Here is a 17,204-nt window from a genome sequence, read left to right on the forward strand (position 1 = left end):
TGCCGCCCAGCGCAAAATCCACCTTCGGATTCGTGGTGTAGCGCCATGGAAGGTTCACCCGTTCAGATCAACGACCCCCGGGTCCCGCCCTACAAGGTCTACACCTTTGTCGTTGTGGTGGTGCTCGCGGTGATCTTCACCTTGGTGTACATCCAGTTCCGGGGCGGCTTCACGCCGAAGACCGAGTTGACGATGCTGGCGTCGCGGGCTGGGTTGGTGATGGATCCGGGGTCGAAGGTGACCTATAACGGGGTGGAGATCGGGCGGGTCGGCAAGATCGCGGAGACGGTGCGTGATGGCAAGCCGGCGGCGAAGTTCACGCTGGAGGTCTATCCGCGGTATTTGGCGTTGATCCCGTCGAATGTGAATGCCGATATCAAGGCGACGACGGTGTTCGGTGGCAAGTATGTGTCGTTGACGACGCCGGCGCACCCGTCGCCGCAGAAGATCTCGGCGCACACCGTGCTGGATGCGCGTTCGGTGACCACCGAGATCAACACGCTGTTTCAGACGATCACCTCGATCGCGCAGAAGGTCGATCCGGTCAAGTTGAATCTGACGTTGAGCGCGGCGGCGCAGTCGTTGGCCGGGTTGGGGGAGAAGTTCGGGCAGTCGGTGGTGAATGCGAACGCGGTTTTGGATGAGGTGAATCCGCGGATGCCGCAGGCGCGCAAGGACATTCAGCGGCTGGCGGCGCTGGGGGACACCTATGCGGACGCCTCGCCGGATCTGTTCGACTTCTTGAACAACGCGGTGGTCACCTCGCGCACGATCAACGCGCAGCAAAAGGATTTGGATCAGGCGTTGTTGTCGGCGGCCGGGTTCGGCAACACCGGGGCCGACTTGTTCACCAAGGGCGGCCCGTATCTGGCGCGCGGGGCCGCCGATCTGGTGCCCACGGCCCAGCTGCTCGACACCTACAGCCCCGAGATCTATTGCCTGATGCGCAGCGAAGTCGATGCGCTGGGCCCCACGGGCGCGGCCGAAGGCGGCTTCAACGGTTACTCGCTGAACATGGACACCGAGGTGCTCTCCGGGCTCGGACTGATCGCGAACCCGGTGTCCGCGGTGCCCGTCATCGCGTCGCTGGTGGGCGGCATCGCCGGGGTGGTCGGCGGGGCGCCCAACCCCTACATCTGGCCCGAGAACCTGCCACGCGTGAACGCCCGCGGCGGCCCCGGCGGCGCCCCGGGTTGCTGGCAGAAGATCAGCCGCGACCTGTGGCCCGCACCCGAGTTGGTGATGGACACCGGCAACAGCATCGCGCCCTACAACCACCTGGACACCGGATCGCCGTACGCGATCGAGTATGTCTGGGGCCGCCAGGTCGGCGACAACACCATCAACCCGTAGCAGCCGAAAAGCTTGCTAGAGGCGGTGATTCGCGTCCCGCTCCGGCCCGCTCACGCTTGGGTGGCGGCGGTAGGCCGCTCATTGGATTTCACGTCGCGCCCCGCGCCGGCCGACACCGTGGCCGCCTCACCGCGCGCCAGGCCCACCGTCGCGACGATCACCACCACCGCCGTCACCGCCAGGACAAACCACTCCCAGCCGCCGGCCGCAAGCGTCTCGCCGAGCACGACGATTCCGAGGATCCCGCCCACCACGGGCTTCGCCACGATGATCGTCGGCAGCGACGCGGTGAGCGCGCCGGCCCGATACGCCGATTGGTGATAGATCATCCCGGCCACCCCGCAGCCCACCAGGGCATAGAGCTCGAAGGATTGCCACACCTGGCCCGGATGGCGCTCGAGGATGTCGACGACGCCCTTCATCAGGACCGCGAACACCGCCAGCAGCGAGCCGGCCACCGCCGCAAGCAGCAGCGCCGCGACGGGACGATCCACCCAGATGCGGGCGCCCAACAAGCCCAGCAGCAACAGCGGGCCGATCACCGCGGCCACCACGAGCCACGTCTGCAGCGGCGCCCGCTGCTGACCGCCGGTCGGGTCTCCGATCGCGATGAGCACCGCCAGCGCGACCGCCAGCAGCAGCGCCCAGGTCCACTCCCGGCGCGTGATCGGGTGATGGCTCATCCGCGCGTAAATCGGCAGCGCGAACAGCAGCGCCGTCACCTGCAGCGACATCACCAGCAACACCGAGCCCTTGTCGAGGGCGGCGGCCAGCAGCACGTAACTGCCGATGTCGCCCAAACCGCCCAGCCACCACCGGGTGTCGCGCAGCAACATGCCGAACAACGTCAGGTGGCCCACCCGCCTGTCGGTGACCTCCTGCGCGGACCGCTGACGCACGACGTTGCCGATCGCGGATGCCAGCGCGGCACACAGGGCGAGAATGGCCGCCAGATGCACGTCGGACATGGCATAACCTCCTCACCCAGCTGGCTTGTGCTCGAACTACTAATTTAATCGCGGCCCCGACCGGCGCGCCTCGCGGTTGCCGGGCCGCACAGACGCGGCCCGCTCAGAGCGGGAATGCGGTTCCGGTGAGCCGCTCGGACAGTTCCCAGAGCGCGGCGGCGGTGCCCGCGCGCTTGGCCGGCCAGTTGCGCCACGTCGGTTGGGTGCGACCGTACAGCCCGAACCGCGGGCCGACGAAAGTGTTGCCCGGCAAATCCTGCGACACCGCGTACAACGTCTGGCGGGCGCCGAAATCCGCGTCGGTCGACACGATGCGGTCGACCGCCAGGACCGCCGCGTCGCCCAGTTTGCGGCCGGAGTTGCCCTGCAGGTTCGTGTGCGACCAGCCCGGGTGGGCGGCCAGGGCGCGCAGCGACGCGCCGACGCCGTCCAAACGCCGCTGCAGCTCGCTGGTGAACAGCAGATTGGCCAGCTTCGACTGGCTGTAGGACAGCCAGGCCGAATAGGGCCGCGACTGAAAGTTCAAGTCCTTGAGGCTGATATAGCCGAAGTGGTGCATCAGCGAGGACACCGTCACCACGCGGTCGGTCAGCTTGGGCAGCAGCAGGTTGGTCAGGGCGAAGTGGCCGAGGTGGTTGGTGCCGATCTGACCCTCGAAGCCGTCGACGGTCACCGCGTGTTTGGTGGCCATGATGCCGGCGTTGTTGACCAGGACGTCGACGGTGTCGATGCCCTCGGCGAAGCGCCGCACCGACGACAGGTCCTGCAGATCGAGCTGGCGCACCTCGGCCCGACCGGGGCCGGCCATGCGGGCGGCGGCGGCGTGCCCCTTGTCGGTGTTGCGGACGGCCAGGATGACGTGGCCACCGACCCGGACCAACTCGCGGGCGGTGATCTCACCCAGCCCGGCGTTGGCGCCGGTGATGATGATGGTCCGTCCGGCGAACGAGGGCAGCCGGGCTGCGGTCCAATCGGCCATGGCAGACACCCTAACGACGCGCCTGCCGAGCGCGCCGCTGGGCCGAGCGGCCGCGCGGTGGCGGTGAGGACGCATTGCTCGTCCGGCGGCGCTCGCAGGTATCGTGCCTGGGATGACCAGCGACATCCCACCGGCGCGGGTAGCACGACAGCGGTGTTTTGTCAGGTACGCGTGGGGGACCGCCGGATGTTTCTAGGCGTCATCGTCAATCCGAAAGCGCGGAAGAATCGTGCCGCGCCCCGCGAGCGCATCGACGAACTGCGTCGCCTCGTCGGTCCCTGGGGCGAGGTGCATGAGACCGCATCAATCGACGATCTCCGCGACACCATCGCGCAGATCGGTCCCCGGGTCACCCACCTGGTCGGCGACGGTGGCGACGGCGCGCTGCACTGGTTGATCAACGAAACCGAGCGATGCATCGGCGACCCGGAAAGTTGGCCGGCGTTCGTCCCGTCCAACGGGGGCAGCGTGAACGCGGTGGCCCGCAAGGCCCGGGTCCGCGGCCGGCCGGAGACGATCATCCGCGCATTGGTCGCCGCCGCCGAGGCCGATCAGCCTCCGCCCGAGATGTGGCTCGACACGCTGGTGCTCGACGGCGAAACCGCCGACGGCGCGGCGTTTCATCGCCTCTGCTTCGGGCTGGCCGCGGGCGGGGTCGGGAACCGCTTCTACGACCGGTATTACGACGCCCCCGATCACGGTCGGCTCGCCGTCGCGCGGGTGATCGCCCGCAGCTTCGGCGACTACATCACGTCCAAAATCGCCCCGAGTCGGGTCAAGACGCCGAACTACGCCTCGATCCTGTTCACCCCCACGAGTGCTCACGTGGTCATCGACGGCGAGGAGGTCCCGTCGCGCACGCACAGCCTGCTGCACGCCGGCGCGATCGATCTGCGCATCGGCGGCCCGCTGCGGTTGTTCCCCAAAGCTTCCGAGCCGGGTGCGCTGCACTTTCAGGCCGGATACCTGCGGCCGTCGCGGATCGTGGCGCAGCTTCCCACGGCGCTGACCAACGGCATGCTCCGCGGCAAGGGGCTGCGTGATGTCAACGGCCACGAGATGATCATCGAGGCCGAGGACGAGCCGCTGTCACCCATCATCGACGGGGAGCGCTTCCTGGGCATCGTGAAGCTCGTGGCCCGGGCGGGACCGCGGATCCGCATCGCGCAGGTCGCACCGTCCACCATCGCCCGGGCGCACAGCGCGCCCGCGCCGTGACGCCTGTCACTTTCTAGTTCCGCAATCCACTTCCGGCGCCTGGGCACAAAACGCCGGCAAAATCGGAATCTAGAAATCTTTTCTGGCTCAGCGGTTTGACCATAAGGCGACGCGGGTGGCAGGGTTATTATTGCGGGCGGCGAGGGACATATGAATTGCGTGGATTAGTACATCCGTACGTCAGTATTTGAGGAGCAACATCGAGCATAATCCCTGCTCAACAGCCACTGAGATACTGAAGTCCGTATCGACACAGATCAGGATTTATGCAATTGAATTCGCCGCTTAAGTCGAAGCTGTGAATGTGTTGTGCATAGCCCATTAATGCTGCTGGATGTTTTGCTCTTCACCGGGCGTCAGGGTTACATTGGTTTTATATTCATGACGGAAGTCGTTCCCGGGCTCAGCCCAAACCTGGAAGGGGGGTCGCTCCAAAGATGGAGACGCTGATCGATTACCTGCACAAGTGGGAAGCGCTGAAGCCGGACCAGACTCTCTTCCGCTTCGTCGACGTCGACGGGCGCGAACTCGAGCACTACACCTATCAGAGCTTCGCCGACCGCACCCGCGAACTGGCCGCCTACCTGTCCAAAGAGGCCGGCCTCAAAGCGGGCGAGCGCGCGTTGCTCGTCTACCCCCCCGGCCTGGAGATGATCGCGGCGCTGTATGCCTGCGCCCGAATCGGGGTGATCGCCGTCCCCGTCAGCCCACCGCTGCCCATGTCGTTCGAGTCCGGGCTGGCCAAGCTCAGTTTCATCGCGCGGGATTGCGGCGCCAAGGCCGTGCTGTCGACGAAGCAGTTCGAGTACGACTTCCGGCTGCTGCTCGGCCAGCGCCACGGTGGGCAGGCGTGGTCCGACGCCGCACTGCCGGAGCTGCCCTGGTTCGCCACCGACGGCGCCCAGGAATTCGGCGGCGCCCCGGTGGCGGACACGCCGGGGGACGTGCTCTTCCTGCAATACACCTCGGGCTCGACGAACGACCCCAAGGGCGTCATCGTCAGCCACGCCAACGTGATTGCCAACGGGTCCGCCTTCACCGGCGACGTGGTCCTGGCCTCGTGGCTTCCGCAGCATCACGACATGGGCCTGATCTCGGCCTACATGTTCATCCTGCTGCTGGGCGGGTCCACCCATGCGATGTCGCCGCTGGACTTCCTCGCGCGGCCCTCGTCCTGGCTTCGACTGATCAGCGACGTGCGCGCCACGCACACGCCGGGACCGAACTTCGCGCTCGAATACTGCCTGCGTGAAGACAAGCTGCCCGCGTCCGAGCTGGCCGGTGTCGACCTGAGCAGCCTCGAGTGCATCGTCGTGGGGGCAGAACCGTTGCGGGCCAACACCTTCGACCAATTCCGGAAGCGGTTCGCCGACTACGGCCTGCGGCCCGAGGCGCTGACCGGCGCCTACGGCATGGCCGAGTCCACCCTGATCGTCTCGATCCGGGGGCGCCAGACCATCACGGTGAACAAGCGCGGGCTGGAAAAGAATGTCGCGCGGGTCGAAAAGGCGTTGCCGGAGAACAGCAACCAGGTCCCATTGGTCAGTTGCGGCAAGCCCATCGACGAAACCCTGGTTCGCATCGTCGATCCCGAATCGCGAACGGCGCTGGGCGAGGGCCGGGTCGGCGAAGTCTGGCTGGACGGGCCCTCCAAGGGCGGCGGCTACTGGAACCGCCCGGAGCTCACCGCGGAGATGTTCGGGGCCCGCATCGCCGGCGATGACCACCACACCTATCTGCGGACCGGCGATCTCGGCTTCCTCTACGAGGGTGAGCTGTTCGTCTGCGGCCGCAGCAAGGACCTGATCATCGTGCGCGGCGTCAACTGCTACCCCTCCGACGTCGAAGCCGTCGTCGAACGTTCCGCCGGCCAGGTCCGCAGCGGGTGCGTCGCCGCGCTGTCGGTCGAGCGCGACGAGCAGGAGGCGCTGGTCGTGGTCGCCGAGGTGCGAGACGAGCACAACCTGCCCGACGCGAAGGCCCTGGCCCGCGCGATCCGGCGGCACTGCCACATCGATCCGCACACCATCGTGTTCGCGCCGCCACGCAGCATCCCCAAGACGACCTCGGGCAAGATCCGGCGCGCGCGGACCCGCCAGCTGTGGCTGGACGGCACGCTGCCCGCGTTCACGAGTTGGGTCAACCCGGCGGCCACCCGGACCCGCGACGCCGTGGAGGTCGGTGCGGGCCCGCTGGAGCGCTTCCGCAATCTCATCGAGAGCTACGACCTCACCGGCGACGAGGACTGCTCGTTCGCCGACCTCGGCATCGATTCGCTGGCGCTGGCCGAACTCCGCACCGACCTGCAGGCCGTGCTCGAGGAGCACGGCGCGGGCGAGCTCGCCGACGAGGTCAACACGCGCCTGCTGCAGCGGCTGACGGTGGCCGAATTCTTCGGGCTGATGCGCCAATTCGGCGAGGGATCCGGCCAGCCGCTGGACGCCCTGCGCCGGGCGCTGGATCAGATCTCGGCCGACTACGAGGCCTACGAGACCGCGCAGATGCGTGCCGACGCCGCCCTGCCGCTGCCCGAGCTCGCGCCCGCGCGAGCGGGTGCGCCCACCGACATCCTGCTGACCGGCGCGACCGGGTTTTTGGGGCCGTTCCTGGTGGGCAGCCTGCTCAGCCGGACGTCGTACAACGTGCACGCGCTGGTGCGAGCCACCGACGCCGCGCACGGTTTGGACCGTATCGTCGCGTCGCTGCGCCGCGCCCAGCTCTGGACGCCGGCGCTCGAGGCGGAGGTCCGGGCGCGGGTGCGGGTGATCTGTGGCGATCTCGCCGAGCCCGCGCTGGGCATCGGGGAGGCGGCCTTCCAGCAACTCGCCGAGGACGTCGACGCCGTCGTGCACAACGGCGCGCTGGTCAACTACGTGCGGACCTACGACGCCCTGCGGCCCGCGAACGTGGAGGGCACCCGCGAGCTGTTGCGACTGGCGATGACCGCCCACCGCAAGACTTTCCACCTGGTCTCGAGCACGTTCATCTACGGCTGGAGCACCGAACCGGTGGTCGGGGAGTGGGACGCGAACGAGAAGATGGCCGGGCTGGACTTCGGCTACTCGCAAACCAAGTGGGTCGGCGAGCAGCTGGCGCTGGCCGCGCAGCGGAAGGGCCTCGACGTCCGCATCTACCGGCCGTCGCTGATCTCTCCGACCCGGGCGGGCTTCGGCAGCCAGGACGACATCCTGGTGCGCCTCACGGCATTCATGATCGAGCACGGTCTGGCCGTCAACGCGCTCAACCAGATCAGCCTGCTGCCGGCGGACCTCATCGCGGATCACATCGTCGCGCTGATGGACCTCCCAGCCGAGTCGGGCAGTGTCTTCAACATGACGGCCGACGACTACTACAACCTGACCGACATCACCCGGATCTTGACCGAGCGCTACGGGTACCGCTTTGAGTACCACGACATCGAATCGTTCGCCGAGCAGCTGGATCGTCAGTGCACGCCGAACGACCAGATGTATCCGCTGGTCGACTTCCTCACCCGGTCGGCGGGCAAGATCGCGGCGATGCGCGACAAGCGCTACGACAACACCCAGTACCGTCACAGGCGGGGGCTGGCCACGGTCCGCCTGCGCGAGCCGGCGCTCACCGAGACGGTCGATCACCTCGTCCGGTTCTTGCGCAGCGAGCGTCTGATCACTGAAGTAGAGGACGAGGCCCAGCGCAGCGCCTAGCACGGAAAGGGGATGGCAACGATGTTCACCGTCGATGACATGGCAGCGGGCCCGCATGACGCCTCGCTCGATCACGAGCGCATCGTCCTGCAGGCGCGTGACGTCGACTTCGACTGGTCGACGCTGCCGTTCTACTACGTGCCGAACGAGCCCTTCACCACCCACTTCTGCAACGTGCTGCACCTGCTGTTGCCGGCGGGTGAGGAGTTCATCGTCGACGCGTTCAAGGACACCCTGCCGCTGATCAAAGACGATCAATTGCGGCGCGATGTGCAGGGATTCGTCAGCCAGGAGGCCATGCACTCCCAGGCGCACGCGGGGGTGCTCGGGCACTTCGCGGCCAACGACATCGACGTCACGCCGTTCACCGACCAGATGCGCTGGCTGTTCACCCAACTCATCGGTGACCGGCCGCACTGGAGCCGGCGCCGCCGGCAGAGCTGGTTGCTCGAACGGGTCTCGATGGTGGCGGCGCTCGAGCACTACACCGCGATCCTGGGCGAATGGATTCTGGACACCCCTCAGCACGATGCCCTGGGCACCGATCCGGTGATGCTGGACTTGCTGCGCTGGCACGGCGCCGAGGAGGTCGAGCACAAGGCCGTCGCGTTCGACACCATGAAGCACCTGCGCGCCGGGTATTGGCGGCAGGTGCGCACCCAGCTGCTCGTGACGCCCGCGTTGCTGTGGCTGTTCATCCGCGGCGTGCGGTTCATGTATTCGGTCGACCCGTACCTGCCACCGGGGACCAAACCGCGCTGGCGCGACTACTTCCGCGCGGCCCGAAGGGGCTTGGTGCCCGGGCCATTCCAGTTCCTGCGGGTCATCGGCGCCTACTACACGCCGAGTTTCCATCCGTCCCAGCTGGGCGGGGTGGGTCGCGCGGTCGACTATTTGGCCCGCTCACCCGCCGCCCGCGCGTCGCACTGAACACGGGAGCGTTCGGGATGACTCAGTCCAGCACAGTGATCGCCTCAGACGGGGTTTCGCTGGCCGTCCACGCCTACACGGAGATCGACCCACGGCGGCCCACCGTTCTGGCGATCCACGGCTACCCGGACAACCACCACGTGTGGGACGGTGTCGCAGGCGAACTCGCCGGCCGGTTCAACGTCGTGGCGTATGACGTGCGCGGGTCTGGCGACTCCTCCAAACCGGCACGGCGAACGGATTATGTTCTGCCGCAGCTGGTTTCCGATGTCGGCGCGGTGATCGACAGCCTCGGGGTTGGCCAGGTCCACCTGTTGGCCCACGACTGGGGTTCGATCCAGGGCTGGGCGGCGGTCACCGACGATACGGTGATGGCCAAGGTCGCCTCGTTCACGTCGATCTCCGGGCCGCACCTGAACTATGCCGGCAGGTTCCTACGGTCCCCGCGCACACCGCGCGCCGTCTTCGACGTCGTCAAGCAGGCCCTCGCGTCGTCGTACATCTGGTTCTTCCTGTGCCCGGTTGTGCCGGAGCTGGCAATCCGCTCGCGCGCCACGGGGAAAGTCTTTGCCGCGGTGGAACGTATCGGCCGCAGCCGCGGCAGCGACCGGCAGCGGGCGGCGGCGACCCGGTCGATCGACGACTACCTCAACGGCCTCAACCTGTACCGGGCGAACATGCCGGCGCCGTTCTTCGTGCCCGTGAAGCAGTTGCCGCAGACACGGGTGCCGGTGCAGGTGCTCGTCGCCCGGCGGGATTATTTCGTATCGCCCGCCCTGCAACGGTTTACCGGCTCCATTCCGGACGGCGGCAGGATCGTCCCGATCGAGGGTGGCCATTGGGTGGTCACCTCGCATCCCGACGTCATCGCCGGATTCACCGGCGAGTGGGTCAACCTGACATCGGAGCCCGCGGGCCGTCACGGCATGGGGCAGGCGTGAGGATGGCTGTGACACGGGCTATTTGGGACAGCATTCCGGCCGACCTCTACGGCCGGCGCAAACGCGACCGGATGTACACCGCGTTGTACGGCGTCGGCACGCTGTTCGGCGGCATGGCGTCGGCGTCGCGGTGGACGCCTTCACGGGTCCAGCCCGTGCGGCGGACCACGACCGCGGTGATCACCAAACGTGAGGAGCCGGCGCCCGATGTGGTTGCGTTGACGCTGGCCGACCCGGACGGCGGATTGCTGCCATCCTGGACGCCCGGCGCGCACATCGATGTCCGGCTCCCGTCGGGACGCCGCCGGCAGTACTCGCTGTGTGGTGCGCCCGGGCGGCGCACCGACTATCGCATCGCCGTGCGCCGCATTCCCGACGGCGGCGGTGGTTCGATCGAAATGCACGACACCTTGCACGTGGGGGACTCGATCGAGTTCGAAGGCCCCCGCAACGCGTTTTATCTCGTCACCGACGAGCACGAGGTGTTGTTCGTGATCGGCGGCATCGGGGTCACGCCCATTCTGCCCATGATCCAGACCGCGCAGCAGCACGGAATCGATTGGCGCGCCGTGTATGCCGGGCGCAGCCGCGATTACATGCCGCTGCTCGACGAAGTGGTTGCGGTCGCGCCGGACCGCGTCACAGTCTGGGCCGACGACGAGCGCGGCCGGATCCCCACCGCGGCGGACCTGCTCGCCGACGCCGGCCCAACCACCGCCGTCTACGTGTGTGGCCCGACCGCGCTGCTCGAATCGGTGCGCATCGCGCGCGACGAACACGCGAACGCGCCGTTGCACTACGAACGTTTCGGACCGCCGCCGGTGATCGACGGCGTCCCGTTCGAACTGGAACTCGCGCGTTCGCAGCGGGTGCTCACCGTGCCGTCCAACCGGTCGGCGCTGGACGTGATGCTCGACCGCGACTCGACGACGGCCTACTCCTGCCAGCAGGGCTTCTGCGGCACCTGCAAGGTGAAAGTCCTTGCCGGACAGGTTGATCGACGGGGGAGCGCCGCCGAGGGCGACGACGAGATGCTGGTCTGCGTGTCCCGGGCCAAAAACGGGCGCGTGGTCATCGACGCCTGAGCGTTTCGAATCGCCTACATGGGGCCGGGAAGCTCTCCCAGGCTGGAAAGTTCGGCATGCACGGGTCCGATGGCGGCCTGGTATTGCTCGTCGGTGATGGTCTTGGCGTAGTAGCGGCTCATGCGGAGCTGGTATTGCTGGTCCCGGAGTTGGCGGATCCGATCGAGCCTGGCGGCGTCCGCCGCGCCGAATTTGAGCTGCTCGACGCTGATGTGGCCGGCCATGACCTGTTCGATGGGCGAGAGCCGGTAGCCGCAATGGGCGAGCAGCTCCAAGTAGACCTTGTGGGATGGCTGCTCTCCTGCCCGCCACGTGCCGCGCTGGGTTCCCCATTCGAAGGCGGCCAGCACCATCGCGAGCGTCACGACGAGGGGGCGCGCGTCGGCGTTGGCCGCTGCCGCCAAGTCCTCATCGCGGGAGGCGTCGACGCCGAGAAGCTCTGCGGCTATTGACATGCTGGCCGGGCAGTGCAATTCGGTCAGGTAGTGGAAGTTGCGGGCGATGAAGATGTCGATCCATGGCGGCGGCGCCGCAAGGAGATTGGCCCGAACCCAGTCGCGGCGCGCCCCGGCGACGCTCCGCGCGAGTCGGTCCAGCTCGCGCATCAGCACCCAGTCGCGTTTGGCGTCGGCGGCGGCCTCGGATTCCAGCTTGGTGGGCCGGCATCCGGTGAACGTGGAACTTCCCTCAACCTCGTCGAGGCTTAAGGGTCGAGCTTCGTCAAAAGTCAGGTAGGACACATAGACGCCCAATTCCGGCGACCCCACGCGTTTTGTCAAATCGCTCATGGTCGTCTTTCCAGGCAACAACCTGCAGATGTGATCCCGCTGCCTGAGGTCGTCCCGGCTATAGATGAGGCCGATTTCCCGGTGGCGCGATCGGTCGTCGTTGTCCAGATACACGCACCACCCGGCCGGCCCGGCGATTCCCGGTACGTAGTGGGAAGAAATCTCGACCAGCAGGTCATCGATGGTGGCCGAGGCGGGATAGACCCAGAACTCGCGATGGGAGTCGACGTCGTCGCCCATGGCGACCGAGGCGCGGTCGACGGTCACCTTCACCGTGTCAGACATGTGCAGCCCTACCTAGCTTGACCCTGGGGCTACAAAGTATCGGAATGCGTTGGCGTTCGGTATTCGATTGCGCGCCGCTGCGTCATGCTTGAGCGATGCCGAAGAAACCGCTACGCCCGCCGGCGCCGCCGGAATCCGGTCCAAACCGTCCGCTGCTGGGGACGTGGCAAGCGGCCGGGCTGAGCATGGCCGTGATCGCGTCCGCGGCGGCGGATGGGCTGGGCGCGCTGCTCGGGGCGGTGACCGTGATTCCGGTGATCTATGCCTTGACGCGGCTGCGCGCCTACGCCCCGCACGCGCGCAGTACCGCCGAGTTGATCGGCGCCACGCTGGGACCCCGGGCGGGTTTCGCGGCGGGCGCCATTCAGCTGCTTGCCTATCTCGCGTTGGCGGCTAAGTTCGCGGTCGCGCTCGGAGCGGTTGTGCTGGTGGACTTTTCCTCCGGTGACGACCCCGCCAAGGTTGTTCTGTCGCTGCCGGCTTGCGCACTGGTGGCCGCGCTCGCCGTCGGTGCCGTCGTCTGCTGGGTGACGACTCGGGTCGTCGCCTCGGTGGTGACGCTGCTCGTGGTCGCGGGTTTGCTCGTCTACGTCTACCTTGCGGTGGCGGTCACCGCCCGCGTCGCCGCGGGCAGTGACGCGGTCGTCATCGGAACGGCCGCAACCCCGAGCCAGCTGTCCGGCCAGCTCGTCGGCTTCGGTCTGGGGATGGTGGGCGTCGAACTCGTCACGGCCCGCGCCGCGCGCATCGCCCGGCCGGGCCGATCGATGTCGCTCGCGGTCGCGGTGGTGATCTGCGCGGCGGTCATCTTGTGGGTGGGCGACCACCAGGGCGTCGCGGGGCCGTGGCGGTGGAACGCCAAGTTTCTGACCGAGGCTGTTCCGGAGTTCTACGCCGACGCAGGCTGGACGTGGATGGCCGTCGCGGGCGTCGCGTTGACGGCGGCGGCCGCGTTGGCTTCGGGGTGGGCGGCGGTGCGCGTCGCCGCCGGGCTGGCGGCCGCTCGTGAGGCAACGCCGAATACCGGCCTGCGAGTGGCGGTGGTAGGGCTTGTCGCGGCGATGGCGGCCGTCCTTTCGGCGCACGGGATGCGCGGGATCGCCACGGTCGTTTTCGGCGCGGCGGCCCTGTTGCTCATTTTGTTGTATGTGTTTGCCACAGAGGCAAATTCACGCATCCCCGGTGACAGCCTCGTGGCGTGGTGGGTGCGGCTGATCGTGCCCGCCCTCGCCGTGGTGTTGGTGGTCAAACCGGTCGTGGATGCCCACTTCGCCGTGGTGGAGGTGGCGACGGTGATCGCCACGATGCTCGGGGCGTGCGCCGCGAGTGTTGCGGCGTCGCTGTCGAGGGCACCCCGAGTCGTCGCCAAATCTGAGTAGTCTTACGGATCCCCGCCAAGGGTGCGCCGTCGCAGGCTTATTGGCATGACCGTTCCCAACAGCATGTCAAAAACCACCGCCGCCTTCTTCGTTCAGGCCGCCGTCGCCTTCGCGATCAGCTTTCTCACCGCGCTGGCCGGGATTTACTTTCTTCCCCTTGATGCGTGGCAGCGACTGTTCCTCGGCATCACCTTCCTCTTTTTGGTGTCGAGCGCGTTCACGCTGGCCAAGGTCATTCGCGACCAGCAGGAAGCCGCAACCGTGCGGGTCCGACTCGACGAAGCCCGCATCGAGAGGCTGCTGGCCGACTACGACCCACTCAACACCGCGAGCTGAGTAGTACTACTCAGCCCCAACGCGTAGAACCGCTCAGGCTCACAGCCGCGCGGTCGGCAATGCTTCTCTCATCGCACGACTTCGGCTCCGCCGCAACGCTTTCATCCCGATTCACAGAAGGACACCCATGTCAACTCTCGCCAGATTTCCCGACGTCGCCGAGGTGGCCGCGCGCACGCCGGCCGACCGTGATCGCGTCCTGGACGTCATCCGCATCACCTCCCTGATCGGTGTGGTGCTCGGCCATACCGTGATGGCCATCAGCGTCATCGAAAACCATGTCCTGATCTGGGACAACCTGCTCACCACCTCGATGCTGTTCCAGGCGGCGACCTGGCTGCTTCAGATCATGCCGCTGTTCTTCTTCGCCGGCGCCGCGGCCTGCCTGTCCTCCTGGTCCCCGGGCACCAACTGGGGAGACTGGCTGATGAAACGCTGCACCAGGCTGTTCCGGCCGGTGTTCTACTACCTGGCATTCTGGGCGGTCGCGCTGACCGTGCTGTATCGGGCTCTGCCCCAACACATTTACGGGCCGATTGCCGGCGTCAGCACGCAGCTGCTGTGGTTCCTGGGCGCCTACGTCCTGGTGCTGGCCGCCATGCCGATGCTGTATCGCATCACCACGGCGCGGCGCCTCGCCGCGGGCGTGGCAGCGGTCTACGGGGCGATCGCGCTGATCGACGTCATAAGGCTGCATTCGCCGGCGATGATGCCGCTGGGCTACCTCAACTTGTGCGTCTGGCTCATTCCGGCCATGTTCGGCGTCGCCTACCGCCGCCGGCTGCTCGACGGCCGCGCCGCGCTAACCGTGGCCGGCGTCTTCTTCGCCGTGGACATCGCACTGGTGCGCTGGGGGCCGTACCAGATCAGCATGGTCGGCACCGGGGATCACCACCTTTCCAACACCAGCCCGCCGTCGTTGCTCTTGGCCGGGCACGCAATCATCTTGAGCGCCTTGGCCATCGCGGCCGCACCGGCGATCGCGCGCTGGGCGCAGCGACCGCGGGTGTGGTGGTGGACCGCGATCGGCAACTCCGGAGCAATGACCCTCTACCTGTGGCACATGCCGGTGCTGCTGGGCGTGCACCTGCTCTTCGATTACCTTGGCTCCCCGCGGTTTCCGGGCCAGCCGGATTTCCTCGCCGTCAGCGTCGCGCAGGTGCTCATCGTGGTCCTCGCCGTGGCCGTGCTGTTCGTCGCGTTGCGGCCGCTCGAAAACAACCCGCTGGCCGGCTGGGACGGCGCCGGGACCGTCACCTCGCGCGGGCGGGGCGCGGTCGTCGGCGCGCTGCTGTGCGTGGCCGGTGTCGCGATCCTGGCCGCGATCAGGTGGGGCCTCAAGGACGACGGGCTGGTGTGCATGGCCGTGGTCGTGGCCGCACTCGTCGCCGCGCGGGCGGTGGCCCACGAGACCGGCGGGGCACCCCGCTAACAGCGGGTCACGGTTCGGAGTCCAGGCCATGCTCGATCGCGTAGCGCGCCAATTCCACCCGGTTCGCGACCTGAAGCTTACGGAATGTCGCCTGCACATGGTTTTCGACCGTGCGGTGGCTCAACGACAGCTTCATGGCGATCTGCTTGGCGGACAGCCCTTTTGCGACGTACCGCAACACCTCTGTCTCGCGTTCGGTCAGGCTGGGACGGGCGGGGCCGTCGTCCTTGCTCTGCGCGATGCGCCGGTATTCACCCAGCACCAGTCCGGCCAGCCCCGGGGTGAACACGGCCCGGCCCGCGGCCGTCGCCGTCACAGCCTGTGCCAGTTCGGATTTCGAGGCGCTCTTGACCAGGTATCCCGTCGCACCGGCTTTGACGGCTTCCAAGACGTCCTCACGTTCGTCGGAGGCCGACAGCACCAGCACCCGCGTCGACGGCGACGCCGCGAGCACCGCCGCGGTGGCCTGTGCGCCGTTCCCGTCGGGCAGCTGCATATCCATCACCACCACGTCGGGTTTGACCACGGCCGCCCGCCGCCCCGCGGCGGCCACCCCGTCGGCCGTGGCCACCACGGTGAATCCGCCCTCGGCCAGGTCGCGCGCGACCGCATCACGCCAGATCGGATGGTCGTCGACCACCATCACCGTCGCCGGCGCCGCATCCTCAGCCACGACGTCCCTCCCCGCGGGGCACGCACAACTCCCACTCGGTGCCCTCGCCGGGGCCGCTGCGCAGTTGCGCGGTGCCGCCGAGCGACGCCAGCCGCCCGACGATCGATTGGGAGACGCCCAGGCGTCCCTGACGCGCCGCCTCCTCGAGTCGACCGGCCGCAATGCCCACGCCGTCGTCGCGGACACTGACCACGACGGAATCGCCGAGGTCCTCCACGAGTACGTACGCGCGTGCCTCCGGTCCCGCATGGGCACCGACGTTGTCCAGGGCATTGCCCACCGCGGCGTCGAGCTCCGTCCCTATCCGGCGTCCCAACAACACCGGAGTCGCCGGCAGGCTGATCGACACCCGGTCGGACGCCCGGCATCGCAGCAGCGTGCGCAGATCCATCGTGGCGCCGTCGGCATCGGGATCGATATCGGTGCATGCCGCCCATCGACGCAGCGCTCGTTCTTGCTCGCTCGCCAGGTCGGCGAGTTCCGCTGTGGCGCCGCCGATTTCATGGCCCTTCTTGGCGACCAGCGCCAGCACCTGGATGGCGCCGTCGTGCACCTCGCGGGACAGCCGCTCGCGTTCCTGCACCGCGGCGCTCAACTGGGCGGCCCGTTGCAGTTCGGCGTGCGCGCGGCGCGCGGTCTGCGCGGCCATGCCGATCGCCATGCCGATGGCCAGCTCGATGATGACGGTGGCGTTGTGCCCCAGGTTGAGGGCGAGGTAGTCCTTGACGGCGAAATTGGTGGCCATCACCGCCAGGCCCGTCAGCATCCCGCCACCGGGGCCGAACTGGATCGCGGCGGAAATCGTGGGATTGCTCGCCCACAATGTCGTCGGCCAGGTCTGGTTCTCGGCCGCCCAGTGCGGCGTCGCGACGACGGTGTTCGACCACATGAGCAACACCGCGATCGCGATCTCGGCCAGCACCCATGACGGTCGTCGCCCGAACCCCCGCAGGTAGGCGACGGCGCACGCCGCGCTCCAGCCGATCAGCACAGTGAACAGGACCCAACCGAGCGCGGGCCGGCGCAGATCGGGATTGATCGCGATTTGAAACCCGGCGGCATACACGCAACTCAGCAACCGAAAAACCTGCGCCGCGCGCCACAGCGGCGTCGTGGGATCGGGGCCGTGATTCGCCATCGTGGTCAGCATA

General features: G+C 67.6%; 13 protein-coding genes and 1 pseudogene. 9 read left to right on the forward strand and 5 right to left on the reverse strand.

Annotation, left to right across the window (positions count from 1 at the left end; all coding sequences use genetic code 11):
* Nucleotides 1-45 precede the first annotated feature (45 nt).
* The gene (locus QGN30_RS08355) at nucleotides 46-1,353 is read left to right on the forward strand and encodes an MCE family protein (protein WP_163800554.1); all 1,308 of its coding nucleotides are present in this window, start codon (nucleotides 46-48) and stop codon (nucleotides 1,351-1,353) included.
* Between the two features lie 50 nt (nucleotides 1,354-1,403).
* On the opposite strand, the gene QGN30_RS08360 is transcribed toward QGN30_RS08355, so the two are convergent.
* Both QGN30_RS08360 and QGN30_RS08365 read right to left on the reverse strand, forming a co-directional pair.
* The gene (locus tag QGN30_RS08360) at nucleotides 1,404-2,321 is read right to left on the reverse strand and encodes a DMT family transporter (RefSeq protein WP_009952918.1); all 918 of its coding nucleotides are present in this window, start codon (nucleotides 2,319-2,321) and stop codon (nucleotides 1,404-1,406) included.
* 103 nt (nucleotides 2,322-2,424) lie between these two features.
* Entirely contained in the window at nucleotides 2,425-3,300 is an 876-nt protein-coding gene (locus QGN30_RS08365) for an SDR family NAD(P)-dependent oxidoreductase (protein WP_009952920.1), read from the reverse strand.
* Nucleotides 3,301-3,486: 186 nt separating this feature from the next.
* On the opposite strand from QGN30_RS08365, the gene QGN30_RS08370 reads away from it, so the two are divergent.
* From QGN30_RS08370 to QGN30_RS08390, 5 genes are all read left to right on the forward strand, one after another.
* Entirely contained in the window at nucleotides 3,487-4,518 is a 1,032-nt protein-coding gene (locus tag QGN30_RS08370; RefSeq protein ID WP_014380891.1) for a diacylglycerol/lipid kinase family protein, read from the forward strand.
* 437 nt (nucleotides 4,519-4,955) lie between these two features.
* Nucleotides 4,956-8,204 (forward strand): thioester reductase domain-containing protein, encoded by a 3,249-nt coding sequence (locus QGN30_RS08375; RefSeq protein WP_095562870.1) that lies wholly within the window; start codon nucleotides 4,956-4,958, stop codon nucleotides 8,202-8,204.
* A gap of 21 nt (nucleotides 8,205-8,225) precedes the next feature.
* Entirely contained in the window at nucleotides 8,226-9,134 is a 909-nt protein-coding gene (locus QGN30_RS08380; protein WP_008259582.1) for a metal-dependent hydrolase, read from the forward strand.
* A 17-nt stretch (nucleotides 9,135-9,151) separates the two neighbouring features.
* Nucleotides 9,152-10,075: an alpha/beta fold hydrolase gene (locus QGN30_RS08385; protein ID WP_036453707.1), complete on the forward strand. Its 924-nt coding sequence runs from the start codon at nucleotides 9,152-9,154 to the stop codon at nucleotides 10,073-10,075.
* 2 nt (nucleotides 10,076-10,077) lie between these two features.
* Nucleotides 10,078-11,160, forward strand: coding sequence for a PDR/VanB family oxidoreductase (locus QGN30_RS08390; RefSeq protein ID WP_014380887.1), 1,083 nt, complete (start codon nucleotides 10,078-10,080; stop codon nucleotides 11,158-11,160).
* A gap of 14 nt (nucleotides 11,161-11,174) precedes the next feature.
* Here the strand turns inward: QGN30_RS08390 and QGN30_RS08395 are convergent, their stop codons facing one another.
* Nucleotides 11,175-12,233 (reverse strand): hypothetical protein, encoded by a 1,059-nt coding sequence (locus QGN30_RS08395; protein WP_014383124.1) that lies wholly within the window; start codon nucleotides 12,231-12,233, stop codon nucleotides 11,175-11,177.
* Between the two features lie 95 nt (nucleotides 12,234-12,328).
* Between QGN30_RS08395 and QGN30_RS08400 the strand changes: the two genes are divergently transcribed.
* From QGN30_RS08400 to QGN30_RS08410, 3 genes and pseudogenes are all read left to right on the forward strand, one after another.
* On the forward strand, nucleotides 12,329-13,612 hold the full coding sequence (locus tag QGN30_RS08400) for a hypothetical protein (RefSeq protein WP_009952928.1): 1,284 nt from the start codon (nucleotides 12,329-12,331) through the stop codon (nucleotides 13,610-13,612).
* Nucleotides 13,613-13,657: 45 nt separating this feature from the next.
* Entirely contained in the window at nucleotides 13,658-13,948 is a 291-nt protein-coding gene (locus QGN30_RS08405) for a YiaA/YiaB family inner membrane protein (RefSeq protein ID WP_009952929.1), read from the forward strand.
* A gap of 127 nt (nucleotides 13,949-14,075) precedes the next feature.
* A pseudogene (locus QGN30_RS08410) lies at nucleotides 14,076-15,424 on the forward strand (acyltransferase family protein).
* Here QGN30_RS08410 and QGN30_RS08415 read toward each other — a convergent pair.
* Nucleotides 15,388-16,053 (reverse strand): response regulator, encoded by a 666-nt coding sequence (locus QGN30_RS08415; protein WP_014380877.1) that lies wholly within the window; start codon nucleotides 16,051-16,053, stop codon nucleotides 15,388-15,390. The pseudogene QGN30_RS08410 and the gene QGN30_RS08415 sit on opposite strands and share 37 nt — an antisense overlap.
* Nucleotides 16,046-17,203 (reverse strand): MacS family sensor histidine kinase, encoded by a 1,158-nt coding sequence (gene macS, locus QGN30_RS08420; RefSeq protein ID WP_009952934.1) that lies wholly within the window; start codon nucleotides 17,201-17,203, stop codon nucleotides 16,046-16,048. The genes QGN30_RS08415 and macS overlap by 8 nt, the downstream gene beginning before the upstream one ends.
* Nucleotide 17,204: the final 1 nt, after the last annotated feature.

This window comes from Mycobacterium sp. 3-98 (genome assembly GCF_035918355.1).
Taxonomy (GTDB): Bacteria; Actinomycetota; Actinomycetes; order Mycobacteriales; family Mycobacteriaceae; genus Mycobacterium; species Mycobacterium intracellulare.

Bases quoted from the DNA above. Each gene is read 5' to 3' on its own strand.
- QGN30_RS08355 (WP_163800554.1), top strand. From the start codon at position 46: ATGGAAGGTTCACCCGTTCAGATCAACGACCCCCGGGTCCCGCCCTAC.
- QGN30_RS08360 (WP_009952918.1), bottom strand. From the start codon at position 2,321: ATGTCCGACGTGCATCTGGCGGCCATTCTCGCCCTGTGTGCCGCGCTG.
- QGN30_RS08365 (WP_009952920.1), bottom strand. From the start codon at position 3,300: ATGGCCGATTGGACCGCAGCCCGGCTGCCCTCGTTCGCCGGACGGACC.
- QGN30_RS08370 (WP_014380891.1), top strand. From the start codon at position 3,487: ATGTTTCTAGGCGTCATCGTCAATCCGAAAGCGCGGAAGAATCGTGCC.
- QGN30_RS08375 (WP_095562870.1), top strand. From the start codon at position 4,956: ATGGAGACGCTGATCGATTACCTGCACAAGTGGGAAGCGCTGAAGCCG.
- QGN30_RS08380 (WP_008259582.1), top strand. From the start codon at position 8,226: ATGTTCACCGTCGATGACATGGCAGCGGGCCCGCATGACGCCTCGCTC.
- QGN30_RS08385 (WP_036453707.1), top strand. From the start codon at position 9,152: ATGACTCAGTCCAGCACAGTGATCGCCTCAGACGGGGTTTCGCTGGCC.
- QGN30_RS08390 (WP_014380887.1), top strand. From the start codon at position 10,078: ATGGCTGTGACACGGGCTATTTGGGACAGCATTCCGGCCGACCTCTAC.
- QGN30_RS08395 (WP_014383124.1), bottom strand. From the start codon at position 12,233: ATGTCTGACACGGTGAAGGTGACCGTCGACCGCGCCTCGGTCGCCATG.
- QGN30_RS08400 (WP_009952928.1), top strand. From the start codon at position 12,329: ATGCCGAAGAAACCGCTACGCCCGCCGGCGCCGCCGGAATCCGGTCCA.
- QGN30_RS08405 (WP_009952929.1), top strand. From the start codon at position 13,658: ATGACCGTTCCCAACAGCATGTCAAAAACCACCGCCGCCTTCTTCGTT.
- macS (WP_009952934.1), bottom strand. From the start codon at position 17,203: ATGCTGACCACGATGGCGAATCACGGCCCCGATCCCACGACGCCGCTG.